Annotated in this window: 11 protein-coding genes; 3 read left to right on the forward strand and 8 right to left on the reverse strand. The window is 73.6% G+C overall.

The window, feature by feature from the left end; genetic code table 11:
* Positions 1-16: 16 nt before the first annotated feature.
* Both AC0NH5_RS10065 and AC0NH5_RS10070 read right to left on the reverse strand, forming a co-directional pair.
* The gene (locus AC0NH5_RS10065; protein ID WP_474402266.1) at positions 17-592 is read right to left on the reverse strand and encodes an RNA polymerase sigma factor; all 576 of its coding nucleotides are present in this window, start codon (positions 590-592) and stop codon (positions 17-19) included.
* 147 nt (positions 593-739) lie between these two features.
* Positions 740-3589 (reverse strand): AfsR/SARP family transcriptional regulator, encoded by a 2850-nt coding sequence (locus AC0NH5_RS10070; protein ID WP_474402268.1) that lies wholly within the window; start codon positions 3587-3589, stop codon positions 740-742.
* A 203-nt stretch (positions 3590-3792) separates the two neighbouring features.
* Between AC0NH5_RS10070 and AC0NH5_RS10075 the strand changes: the two genes are divergently transcribed.
* A complete protein-coding gene (locus tag AC0NH5_RS10075) occupies positions 3793-6222 on the forward strand; it encodes a M14 family zinc carboxypeptidase (RefSeq protein ID WP_474402269.1) in 2430 nt (809 codons plus the stop codon).
* Between the two features lie 69 nt (positions 6223-6291).
* Here AC0NH5_RS10075 and AC0NH5_RS10080 read toward each other — a convergent pair whose 3' ends face one another.
* A complete protein-coding gene (locus AC0NH5_RS10080) occupies positions 6292-7197 on the reverse strand; it encodes a hypothetical protein (protein WP_474402271.1) in 906 nt (301 codons plus the stop codon).
* Between the two features lie 132 nt (positions 7198-7329).
* Between AC0NH5_RS10080 and AC0NH5_RS10085 the strand changes: the two genes are divergently transcribed.
* Together AC0NH5_RS10085 and AC0NH5_RS10090 are read left to right on the forward strand one after the other, a co-directional pair.
* On the forward strand, positions 7330-7737 hold the full coding sequence (locus AC0NH5_RS10085) for a rhodanese-like domain-containing protein (protein WP_474402273.1): 408 nt from the start codon (positions 7330-7332) through the stop codon (positions 7735-7737).
* A gap of 148 nt (positions 7738-7885) precedes the next feature.
* Complete coding sequence (locus AC0NH5_RS10090; RefSeq protein ID WP_474402275.1) at positions 7886-8038, forward strand: hypothetical protein; 153 nt, start codon at positions 7886-7888, stop codon at positions 8036-8038.
* Here the strand turns inward: AC0NH5_RS10090 and AC0NH5_RS10095 are convergent.
* The 5 genes from AC0NH5_RS10095 to AC0NH5_RS10115 all read right to left on the reverse strand — a co-directional run bounded on the left by AC0NH5_RS10095 (position 8017) and on the right by AC0NH5_RS10115 (position 12217).
* Positions 8017-8253, reverse strand: a complete 237-nt coding sequence (locus AC0NH5_RS10095) for a 2Fe-2S iron-sulfur cluster-binding protein (protein WP_474402278.1) — start codon at positions 8251-8253, stop codon at positions 8017-8019. The genes AC0NH5_RS10090 and AC0NH5_RS10095 overlap by 22 nt on opposite strands.
* Positions 8250-9113, reverse strand: coding sequence for an FAD binding domain-containing protein (locus tag AC0NH5_RS10100; RefSeq protein WP_474402279.1), 864 nt, complete (start codon positions 9111-9113; stop codon positions 8250-8252). Before AC0NH5_RS10100 ends, AC0NH5_RS10095 begins: the two co-directional genes overlap by 4 nt.
* A gap of 90 nt (positions 9114-9203) precedes the next feature.
* On the reverse strand, positions 9204-10487 hold the full coding sequence (locus tag AC0NH5_RS10105) for a serine hydrolase domain-containing protein (protein WP_474402280.1): 1284 nt from the start codon (positions 10485-10487) through the stop codon (positions 9204-9206).
* Positions 10488-10510: 23 nt separating this feature from the next.
* Complete coding sequence (locus AC0NH5_RS10110) at positions 10511-11059, reverse strand: hypothetical protein (protein WP_474402281.1); 549 nt, start codon at positions 11057-11059, stop codon at positions 10511-10513.
* Positions 11060-11068: 9 nt separating this feature from the next.
* Positions 11069-12217 (reverse strand): zinc-dependent alcohol dehydrogenase, encoded by a 1149-nt coding sequence (locus AC0NH5_RS10115; RefSeq protein ID WP_474402282.1) that lies wholly within the window; start codon positions 12215-12217, stop codon positions 11069-11071.
* Positions 12218-12329: the final 112 nt, after the last annotated feature.

The following is a 12329-nucleotide window of genomic DNA, read 5'->3' on the forward strand; positions in this document are numbered from 1 at the left end:
GCACCTCCGGTGTTTCTCAGGCGCACAGGCCCAGGTCGGTGGGGACGACGCCGCTCTCGCCGAGCAGGTCGGCGAGCCGGCGCAACGCGCGCTGCCGGACCGGGCCGATCGCGCCGATCGGCATCGACAGCGCCGCGGCGATCTCCTGGTACGGCCGCTCGCGCTCGGCGAACAACGCGCGCAGCAGCAGTGCCTGACGGGGCGGGAGCCGGCCGACCGTCCGCCACAGCACGTCGGCCAGGTCGGCGCTGACAACGGCGCGGTCCACGGCCGTGGCGGTGTCGGCGAGCACGGCCGGCACGTCGTCGATCGGCGCCTCGTACCGTTGCCGGCGCACGATCCGCAGGCAGTGGCGGCGCATGGTGGTGGCCAGCCAGGCGCCGACCCGGTCGCGCGAGCGCAGCGCGCCCACGTTCGTCATCAGCGAGATCCAGGTGGCCTGCATGGCGTCCTCGGCGTCGCTGCGGCTCAGCCGGAAACCGGCGGCGACCGCGCGCAGCCGCCCGCTGTGCTCCCGGACGAGCCGCTCCCACGCCTGCTCGTCGCCCGCGGCCGCCCGCTCGACGACCCGGGCCAGTTCGGTGTCGGACATGATCTCTCCCGGCTGTCGGTCTCGCGTCCCGTGTCCTCACGGAACCGACAGCAGCCTCGCCGGGAGCGCTGGAGCGATCACTGGACCGCGCCCTGGAACGCCAACCCCCACAGTGTGTGAAGTTGGGGTTCGATTCGGACCCGAACGTCACACGCTCGGTTGCGGGCCCACCAAGACGTCGCTTACGCCGTCGAGTTTGGCGCGTACCCGATCCAGGTCCGGATGCCGCAGCCGCCGGAAGATCATCTGAGCGTGCTGCCAGGCCGCGGCGGCGGCCGCGGTGTCCCCGGCCGCCATCGCCGCGTCGCCCAGCGAGGCCAGGGTGTCGGCCTCGTTGTACCGGTCGCCGAACTCGCGGTACAGCTCCAGGGCCCGCTCGTAGCAGGCGGTGGCCCGGCGGGCCTGGCCGGCGTGCCGGTACGCGTACCCCAGGCTGTCCCATGTCTCCGCCTGCCCGAACCTGTCGTCGGTGGACAACTGGAGGTCCAGGGCGGCCCGGCACTGCGTCAGCGCCTGCTCGTGGTCGCCCAGCTTGATGTGGAACCAGCCGACCGCGTTGAGCGCGCGGGCCTCGCCGCTGCGGTGCCCGGCCGCCCGGAACAGCGTCAGGGCCCGCTCGGCGTGATCCAGCGCCGCCTCCGGCCGGTCCAGGTGGTCGAGCCGCCAGCACATCTCGCGGTGCGTGTGCGCCTGCCCCGCCAGGTCGTCCAGGTCGGTGTAGAGCCGCAGGGCCGCCCGCAGGTGCCGCTCCGACTCGTCGTGGCAGCCCAGCCGGATGCAGGCGCGGCCCAGCAACCGCTCCAGCAGCGCCTGATTCTGCGGGCCGCCGTCCTGCCGGGAGGCGGCCAGCGCGTCCCGCCACTCGTGCCAGTGACCCTGGTATTCCAGGAACGGGCTCAGCGCGCAGACCAGCTGCCAGCGGTGCGGCTCGATGCCGGCCTCCCCGGCGGCCAGCACAGCGGCCGTCAGGGCGGGGCGTTCGGTGACGAACCAGTCCAGCGCGGCCTGGTGCCCGATGATCCGCTCCGGATGCACGCCCGCCGCCAGCGGGGGCAGCTCCAGCGCCACGTCGACGTGCGGGTTCAGCAGGCGCTGCGCCTGCGCGCCGGTGTGCAGGTAGTGATCGAGCAGACGGCGCACCGCGGTGTCCCGCTCGGCGGGCGCGTCGTGCTCCTCGGTCAGCTCGGCGGCGTACGCCCGGAGCAGGTCGTGGAAGGCGAACCGGCCCGGCAGCCGCTCGGTGACCAGGTGCGCCCGGGCCAGCTCGTTCAGCGGCCGGCGCGACTCGGCCGGTGGCACGCCCGTGAGGCTCGCCGCGGCGGCCGCCGAGATGTCCGGGCCGGGGTTCAGCCCGAGCAGCCGGAACAGCCGCGCCGCCGGTGGGGTGAGCGCCTGGTAGGACCAGGAGAAGACGGCCCGGATGTCGGTCATCGGGTCGCCCGCGTCGAACGCGTCCAGGCGTCCCCGGATCTCCCGCAGCTCGGCGGCGACCAGCTCCAGCGGGAAGGTGCGGCGGGTGGCGGCGTGCGCCGCCGCGATCGTCAGCGCCAGCGGCAGCCGCGCGCAGGAGCCGATGATGTCGTCGACCGAGGCGGGTTCCGCCCGGGTGCGGTCCGCGCCGAGCCGCCGGTCCAGCAGGTGCCGGGCCTCGCCCGGGGAGAGCAGGTCGAGGGCGACCGGCGCCGCGCCGGCCATCACCAGGCCGGGCAGCTCGTTGCGGCTGGTCACGATCACCAGGCAGCCCGGGCCGCCGGGGATCAGCTGCCGCACCTGGTCGCCGTCGCGCGCGTTGTCCAGCAGGATCAGCGCCCGGCGGTCGGCCAGCAGGCTGCGGTAGAGGGCGAACCGGCTCTCCGGGGCGCTGGGCTGCCGGTGGGCCGGCACCCCGAGGCGGTCCAGGAAGCCCTGCACCGCCTCGGCCGGCGCGGTGGCCGCCGACGCGCGCGCGAAGCCGTGCAGGTTCACGTAGAGCTGGCCGTCCGGGAAGAGGTGACGCACCCGGTGTCCCCAGTGCACGGCCAGCGCGGTCTTGCCCACCCCGGCGGTGCCGGTGATCGCCACCACCGCGGTGCCGTCGTCCGTGGCCGGGCTCCGCGCGAGCAGCGCGTCGAGGCGGTCGAGGTCCGCCTCCCGGCCCACGAAGTCGGGGAACCGGCGGGGCAGCTCGGCCGGCACCGTCGGCAGGTCCGGCCGGGCCGGCGCACCGGTCCGGGCGGCGGCCGTGCCCAGTGCGGGGTCACCGCTGAGGATCTGCTGGTGCAACCGGCGCAGGTCCGGCCCGGGGTCGACGCCCAGTTCGTCGGCGAGGTGCCGGCGCGCCTCCCGGAACGCCTCCAGCGCCTCGGCCTGCCGCCCGCAGCGGTAGAGGGCGTGCATGAGCAGCCCGTGCAGCCGCTCGCGCAGCGGGTGCTCGCCGGCCAGCCGGCGCAGTTCCATGATCGGATCGGGCGCGCCGCCGGTGATCAGGTCGACCTCGATGCGCTCCTCGATCAGCGTCAGGCGCAGCTCGGACAGCCGCTCGCGCTCGGCGTCCAGCATCGGACTGCTCAGGCCCTCGAAGGCGGGGCCGCGCCAGAGCGCCAGCGCGGCGTGCAGGGCGCGGGCGGCGCCGGCCAGGTCGCCGGCGGCGCGCGCCGACCGGGCCGCGGCCACCAGGGCGGCGAGTTCCTCGAGGTCCAGGCAGCCGGGCGGCACGGCCAGCCGGTACCCGGCGTCACTCCAGGCCAGTGCGTGCTCGGCACCCGGTGGGCCGGCCTGGAGCATCCGGCGCAGGCCGGAGATGCGTTTCTGGAGAAGATTGACGGCATACACCGGTACGGCGTCGGCCCACACCGCGTCGATCAGGCGTTCCCGGCTGATCCGCTGGTTGGGATGCAGCAGCAGCACCGCCAGCACGACGCGCTGCTGCGCCGGACCCGGGTTCAACTCGGCGTCGCCGTGCCGGACGGCGAGAGAACCCAGGGCGGCGAATTGGATGGCCCCCTCGGGATCGCTCATGATCGTCTCCTGCCGCTGAGCAATCGAGTCCAAGCTATCCCGTTCGGCGGCGGCAGTCAGTCGTATTACCGGTGTCCGACAGCCACCGGGCGGCCGACCTCCCCCGGGCCACCCGGAGGCCGGATCGTAATGCCTAGTCCGCCTATAGGCTACGTGTGCTACGACATTGACAGTCCTGGTTGGACGCGCCAACGATCACCGGCATGTTGCGAAGACTCGCCGCCTCCACCGCGGCTGCCGTCCTCCTCGTCACCGGATGGTCCCCGCCCGCCGCCGCCGACGCCCTGCCGGCCGTCCCGCCCCGGGCGCCGGCCATCGGCGAGATCACCGGTTATCCCCGGCAGAACGTGCTGCCGGTTAGGCCGGACGACCCGGCCGACGCGTCGATCCCGATCGGCGTCATCCCCTACGACGACATCGCGCCGAAGCTGAACGCGCTCCAGGCGGCCAGCGACCGGGTCTCCGCCCGGGTCGCGGGCCGCTCGGCCGGCGGCCGCGACCTCTACGTGGTCACCGTGACCGCGCCGGAGTCCCGCGCCGAGGCGCAGCGCCAGGAACGCTGGAAGCGCCGGCTCGAGGACGACCCGGTCCGCGCGCGCCGCGACCGGCAGCTGCTGCGCGACTACAAGACGCCGCTGTTCGTCAACGCCAACATCCACGGCAACGAGTGGGAGGGCACCGACGCCGCGCTGCGGGTGATCGAGGAGTACGCCACCAGCACCGACCCCGCGGTGGCCACGCTGCTGCGCCGCAACCGGCTGGTCTTCAACGTCACCGCCAACCCGGACGGCCGGGTGGCCGGGACCCGGGCCAACGGCAACGGGTACGACCTCAACCGCGACCTGACCATCGTGTCGCAGCCCGAGACGAACCTGATCCGCGAGCTCGCGGTCGACGTGAAACCCATCATCACGCTGGACCTGCACGGGTACGTCAGCCCCACCCTGCTGCACCCGAGCACCCCGCCACACAACGTCAACAACGAGTACGACCTGTTCATCAAGCACGCGCTGCCCAACGCGCTCGGCATCGAGCAGGGGCTCAAGGACCTGGGGTACGCGGAGACGCAGAGCGCCCGGATCCCGTTCCGCGACGACGAGCCGGGCGTGTGGGACGACTTCCCGCCGATCTACGTGCCGTCGTTCTCGCTGTTGCAGAGCAGCATCCCGTACACCATCGAGGCGCCGCTCAACCCGCGCGGCAACCTCACCCCGGCCGAGAAGCTGCGCCGCTCGGGCATCAACACCGACGTGCACGAGGTGGCGATCAAGAAGTCGCTGCAGTACGTCCAGGACCACCGCGCGCAGGTGATCTTCGACCAGGCCGAGGTGTACCGCCGCGGCTGGGCCGGCGAGCCGCTGCGCGACATCCCGGACGGGTACGTGCCGGGCTGGGGTCCCGAGGACGACTACCGCACCGTGTTCCCCCGCGCGTACGTGATCCCGGTCGGCCCCCGGCAGCGCTCCGAGGCCGCGGCGTCCCGCCTCGTCGACCTGCTGATCGGCAGCGGCGGCCGGGTGTGGCGGGCGACGCGCGCGTTCCAGGGCTATCCGGCCGGTTCGTACGTCGTCGACCTGCACCAGCCCAAGCGCGGCATCGTCAACTCGCTGCTCGAGCCGGGCGCGGACATCACCGACCGGGTCTCCGACCTCTATGCCGGCCCGGCCGCCTGGAGCCAGGGCCTGACCTGGGGTGCGACAGTGGACACCCGATGGTCCGCGCTGCCCCGGGTGCCGTTGCAGCGGATCTACGACGGCGCGCACCGGGGCTCGTACCCGTCGGGGCGCACCGACTATCGGATCGACCCTCAGGACGCGACCGACCTGCGCGCGGCCAACCTGCTCCTGGAGCGGGGCGCGAAGGTGTACCGCCTCGCCGACGGCTCCCTGGTGGTGCCCTGGTCGGCGGCCCACGAGCGGCTGGTCGCGGCGGCGGCCCGGGCCTTCGGCGTGACCTTCACCCGGGCGCCGCGGCGCCGGCAGGGCACCCTGGTCGACCCGGTCGTGGTGGGTTACGTCGGCTCGGTGGAGGCCCGCGACACACTGGCCGACACCGGCTTCCCGGCCCGTGCGGTGACCCCGGCGATGCTCGCCACCACGCTCACCGCGGACATCGACGTGCTGCTCGTCGCCGGCACCCTCGACCCGGCCACGCTGTCCACCGGGAACCGGGCGGCGCTGTACGCGTTCCTCGCCCGGGGCGGTGGCGTGGTCGGCCTGGACACCGCTGGTCCCGCGTTCACCACCGCGGCGGGGCTGCTCAGCGTGACCGCGCACACCGGGCCGGGCCTGGCCAGCGGCGTGGCCAACGTGGTGAACAACGGTGGCCCGGTCACCGCGGGCGCGCTGCCGCACTCGTTCATCGCCCAGCCGGTCTGGTACACCGGGCTCGGCACGGGCGTGACCGTCGAGCAGTCGTACGCCGCCGACCCGCTGCTCTCCGGCTGGTGGGCGCCGGGCACCGGAGGGGCCGGCGGCCAGGCCGACGCGGCCGGGCAGGCGTCGATCGTGCGCGGCACGGCGGCGGCCGGCAACCCGGTGGTGCTGATCGGCACCGACCCGATCTGGCGACTGCACGCCAAGGGCCTGCAGAGCCAGCTGGGCCGCGCGCTCCTCTGGGCCTCGCAGAGCTGACCCGGCGGCCGGGCGGGCGGCATGCGATCAGAGCCTCCCGCCCGCGTCGCGCAGGCAGGCGGCGCTCGCTCACACCCGGCGCAGCGCGTCGACGAGGCGGGCGGCCCGGTTGCCGCGGTGCGCGACCAGGCGGGCCAGCAGTGCCCCGGTGTCCTCGGTCCAGTCCGGGCCGGGGCGCAGGATCAGGGCGGGCGGCACCTCGTCCGGCTGGTCGTCGAGCTGCGCCGCGCGTACCAGATGGTGGTCGATCTGCTGGGCGAGAAGCGACCGGCCGGCGCTGTAGTCGCCGAGCGTGCCCCGCGTCAGGTGCGGATAGGCCGCCGCGACCTCGTGGGTGACCAGCAACGCCAGCAGCACGTCGTCGCTGCGGGTCGCCCGGCCCTGCTCGCGGGCGCGCTCGTCGGCCTCCAGGCGGGCCCAGAGCACCGGCCGTGACGCGTGGTTGAGGTGCCGGGCCAGGACCGTGAAGAGCAGCCAGTCGCGCAGGCCCCGCCCGCGATAGCGGACCCGGCCGATCAGCGCGTCGCGGGCCGGGCGCAGCTCGGGGGCCAGCCGGTCCGGGCGCTGCGGCGGACGGCGGTCCTGCAGCGCGCGGCGCACCTCGGCCGGGTCCTCCCCGCAGTCGCGGATCATGTGCGAGGCCTGCGTGGCCTGGTCGTCGAGCATCGCGGCCAGCAGCGCCGCCGGCGAACCGTCCGGGACGGTGCGCAGCGCGGCGGCCGCGGGGGCGGTGACCGGGATCGCCCGGCCGTCGGTGTCGCGTGCGGACTCACCGCCGGCCGGCTCGGTGGTCTCCGGCAGCACCGCGCGCACCACTCGCGGCGTGATGTCGAAGGCGTCCAGCAGCGGCGCGACGTCCGCGTCGTGGGCCACCGAGAAGAGCAGGTGGCCGGTGCTGATCGGGCGGTCGGCGACGCCGCGCACCCGGGTGAGGATCTCGGTGAGCCGATCGCCGACCCTGAGCTCGTCCGTCATCTCGTCTCCTCGTCCGTGTTTCGCATCGAGGATCACGATAGGGATTTCCCGAGGTCAGGCCATCGGTCCGCGGACGGAGCCGGGCTATGCCCCAGGGCATAGGCACCGCCGGTCCCGGGCATGATCGTCGGGGTGACGACCTTCGGCGGAGTGGACGAGCTGCTGGCGCGGGCGCGGGCCGGGGTGCGCCGGCTCGATCCGCACGAGACCTGGGCGGCGGTGACCGCCGGCGCTCTCCTGATCGACACCCGCACCGACCGGCAGCGGGCGCGGCAGGGTGAGTTGCCTGGGGCGATCGTGGTCGACCGCACGGTGCTGGAGTGGCGGCTCGACCCCCGGTCGGCCAGCCGCATCCCCGAGGCGACCGGCCACGACCTGCGGATCGTGGTGGCGTGCCGGCAGGGGTACAGCTCCAGTCTGGCGGCGGCCGGCCTGCGCGCGATCGGCCTGCACCGGGCCACCGACCTGGTGGGCGGGGTGGAGGCGTGGCTGGCGGCCGGCCTGCCGACCACGGCCGGGCCGGCCGACGTCCGCGAGTGATCGGCTCGCCGGTTCACCTGATCCGGCCGGGCGGGACGAGCTGCGCCCGGAGGACCTGCTGGGCACGGTACGGCGGCGAGGAGTTCGCCGCGATCTTCGACCAATCCCGGCTCGCCGACGCGCGGACCGGATCCTGGAGTGCCTGCAGGTGGTCACCCCGCTGGGTCAGACCTTCTCGGCGGGCGCCGCGCAGTGGGACGGCTGCGAGACCGCCGACGAGTTGCTGGCCAGGGCCGACGCCGCGCTGTACGCCGCGAAGCGCGCCGGCCGCGACCGCGTCTACATCTCCGCCACCCGCTGACCGGCGCTCACCCGGGCGCCGTCACCCTGCACGGCCAGCATCAGGCAGGACCGGACCTCGTCGCCGTCGACCAGCACCCCGCAAGCGCCGCAGGTGCCGTCGGTGCAGGCGATCCGGCAGCCGGCGACCCCGCAGTCGTCGCGCAGCACCTCGGCCAGGGTCCGGTGCGGCGGCACGTCGAGGTCGTGGCGTGTCCCGTCGACAGTCAGCGTCACCCGCAACTGCCGGCCCTCTCCCGGGCGTTGCTGAGGGCACGGCGGGCCAGGACCCGGAAGGCACGACGCTGCCGCGGCAGGGACGCGTCCTCCGCGAGACGGTGGGTGTCCTGGTCGGCCGCGACCTCCGCCGCGGCGGCGATGGTCGTGTCCGAGAACGGCGTGCCGATCAGGGCCTTCTCGGTCGCCCGGGCCCGGACCGGGCACGGCCCGGAGTTCACCAGCGTGATCGCCGCCGAGCTGATCACGCCGTCGGTCACCGTGACCGCCGCCATCGCGGCCGCCTGCGGATAGATCGAGGAGCGCCGGTCCTCGGCGTACCCGATGCCGGTGCCGGCGGGCAGCGTGGGCAGCCGCGCCTCGACCAGCATCTCGTCCGGCCGGCGGGTGGTGGTGAAAGGGCCGGTGAAGAAGCCCTCCGCCGGCACCGTCCGCCGTCCCCGCGCGCTCTCCAGCACCATCTCGGCGCCGAGGGTAACCGCCACGGCCGGCCACTCCGCCCCGGGATGCGCGTACGCCAGGCTGCCGAGCATCGTCCCCCGGGCCCGGATCGGCGGGTGCCCGATGTGCCGCACCACCGCGCGGAGCAGGTCGCCGAGCGCGCCGCCGACCGTCCCGGACTCGAACACCCGGTGCCGCACCAGCGGTCCCACCCGCAGCCACCCGTCCGCCTCGGCCAGCATGTCCAGCCCATCGACCCGGTTGATGTCGACCAGCCGGCAGGGCGACGCTCCCGGTCTGGTCACCTCGGGCACCAGACTCTGGCCGCCGGCCAGCACCGACGTCTCGTCGTCGGACAGGGCGGCGAGCACCTCGTCCACACTTCTCGCGGCGATGTATTCCACGGCCGCAGCCTTCATGCTCGCTCCTCCACTGTCTTGTGTGGAGTTGTATCGACAGACGTACGCTGCGTCAAACCTCGGCAATCCGAAAGGATGAATGCCAACTACTCAGAGGTACGACGCGATCACGTTGGCGACATCCGCGCGCATCGGGTCCGGGTTCGCCCAGCTCCAGTTCGGGTGGGCGCGGTTGGTCAGCAGGGCCAGCACCAGCTTCCGTTCCGGGGCGACCAGCAGTGACGTGCCGGTGAAACCGGTGTGCCCGAAGGCGGCCGCGGACGACAGCCGGCCCATGAACCACGGCTGGCGCAGGGTGACGCCGAGACCGTGGTCGGACGGGCGGCGGGGCCGGTCCGGGTCGATCGCCGGCAGCCCCCGGTTGTGGTTGGTGAGCATCTCCTCGACGATCCCCGCCGACAGCACCCGCTTGCCGCCGTAGGTGCCGCCCGCGAGCAGGAGCTGCCCGATCACCGCGACCTCCCGGGCAGTGCCGAAGACACCGGCGCTGCCGATCACCCCGCCCATTTGGTGCGCGACGTCGTCGTGCACGACACCGCGCAGCAGGCCACGGGAGGTGCGGGCGTCGGTGGCGACCAGGCGCCGGGCCCGGTCGGCCGCGCTCATCCGCTTCAGCGGGGTGAAACCGGTGTCGCGCAGGCCGAGCGGGCCGGTGATCCCGGCGGCCAGCGCGGCGGCGAGACCGGTGCCGCTGACCTTCTCGACGAGCTGGGCGGCGACCATCAGGCCGACGCTGGAATACCGGTACGCCCGGCCCGGCGTGGCGCCCCGGACCAAGGGTGTGGCCAGCACCGCGGCGCGCTGGGCGGCGCGCGACGGCAGGCCCTTGACGGAGGCGCCGACCGGCAGGCCGCTGGTGTGGGTGAGCAGCATCCGGACGGTGACCGCCGGCTTGCCGGCGCCACGGAAGCCGGGCAGGTACCGCGCGACCGGCGCGTCGAGGTCGATCCGGCCCCGGTCCACCTGCTGCAACAGCAGGATCGAGGTGTAGACCTTGGTCAGCGACGCCAGGTCGAAGACGGAGTCGGCGCGCATCGCCACCCGCTCCGCCGCGGGCAGCTGGACCGGGCCGGCCCGGTAACGCAGGGCGTGCCCCACCGCGACGGTCGCCGTGACCTTGCCGTTCAGCATGACCACGGCGACCGCACCGGCGTAGGTGGGGTGACCCGGATTGGCCCTCGTCGGCTTCAGATGCCTGGTGAGCACCGTCCGGAGCGGCGCCGCGTACGGCACCGGCGCCGCGGCGGCGAGAGGCTCGACGGCGACCTGGGCCGCACCGTCGACCCACTCGCCGGCCGGGGCGCGGTCACACCCGGCGACCGCCGCCGAGACGGCGGCGAGACCAGCACCCAGCACACTGCGACGAGACGGCACAACCGCAGATCATGCCCAGCAACTCAGCGGCTGGCAATCCGGCGCAGCAGCACGTAGCCCAGCGCGGCGCCCACAACGTAGGGCGCGGCGACGATCAGCGGGTCGAGCACCTGATGCCGGTCGGTCCGGTTGCCGCCCCGGCCGCCGGCCAGCTCTCCGGCGATCCCGGTCTCGGCGACCACGTTGTCCGGGCGGCCCTTCAGCACGCCCAGCAGGCGGCCCTCCACCACGTCCACCCGGTCCGCGGCGAGCAACAGCAGCCAGTGCGCGGCCCGCCCCTCGCTGTACTTCGCGTACGAGTACCGGCGGATCATGCCGGAGAGCCCGCGCGGCGGGCAGGACGTGCCGAAGACCGGGGTGAGGAACGCGTGCTCGATCGAGCGCTCCCGCGGCCACCGCTCCGGTTGCCGTTCCGGGAACTCCCAGTGCGCGCCGCTGAGGCCGGGGTCGAAGATCTCCTGCGGCACCGACGGCCGGTCCTTCGGGTCCAGGTCGGCCCCCCAGCCGGGGATGCGGGCGCGCAGCTCGTCGCTGGACTCGGCCAGCTTGGGCTTGTCCGGGGTGTACGCCATGATGCTCTCCTACGCCGCGCTCGGGACGATGATCGGCTTGATGCAGCCGTCGAGTTTCGCCGAGAAGATGTGATAGCCCTCGGCGATGTGCTCGAGCGGGATCCGGTGCGTCACGATCTCGCTGGGCTTGAGGTAACCGTTGCGGACATGCTCGAACAGCCGCGGCCACTGCCGCTTCACCGGGCACTGGTTCATCCGCAGGGTCAGTCCCTTGTTCACCGCGTCGCCGAACTTGACGGCGCTGAACATCGGGCCGTACGCCCCCATCACCGAGACGGTGCCGCCCTTGCGGACGGAGTCGATGGCCCAGTTCAGCGCGATCGGGGAGCCGCCCTGCAGCTTCAGTTTCGCCGCCGTCACGTGCTGGAGCAGGTTTCCGTCGGCCTCCGCGCCGACCGCGTCGATCGCCACGTCCGCGCCGAGATGCTCGGTGATCTTCTTCATGTGGACGACGATGTCGTCGTACTCGGTGAAGTTGTAGGTCTCGGCGTGCGCGAACGTCCGGGCCTTCTCGAGCCGGTAGTCCAGGTGGTCGATGACGATCACCCGGCCGGCACCCATCAGCCAGGCCGACTTCGCGGCGTACAGCCCGACCGGTCCGGCGCCGAAGACCACCACCACGTCACCTTCGACGATGTCGCCCAGCTGCGCGCCGAAATAGCCGGTGGCGAGGGCATCGGTGAGCAGCACCGCGTCGTCCTCGTCCAGCCACTCCGGGAGCACCGTCGGCCCGACGTCGGCGAACGGCACCCGGACGAACTCGGCCTGCCCGCCGTCGTAGCCGCCGGTGGTGTGCGAGTAGCCGTAGATGCCACCGACCGCGGTGGCGTTCGGATTGACGTTGTGACAGTTCGAGTACAGACCTCGGGCGCAGAAGAAGCAGCTGCCGCAGAAGATGTTGAACGGCACCATCACCCGGTCGCCGGGCTTGAGCCGTTCCACCGACGAGCCCACCTCGTCGACCACGCCGACGAACTCGTGACCGAAGGTCGTGCCGACCCGCGTGTCCGGCATCATCCCGTGGTACAGGTGCAGGTCCGAGCCGCAGATGGCGGCACGGGTGACCCGTACGATCGCGTCGTTGGGATGCTCGATCACCGGACGGTCCTTCTCCTCGACCCGCACCCGGTACGGACCGCGATACACCATTGCTCGCATCTGTCGCCCTCCTGAACGCCAGATCCGTGGCTACCCGGCGGCAAGCCCCGCAAACCGGTCAGGCGGAGCTCGCGAACACTTTCCTCCGCTGCGGCGAAGTGGGGGCGAGAGG

It is taken from the genome of Actinoplanes sp. 13 (assembly GCF_056134165.1).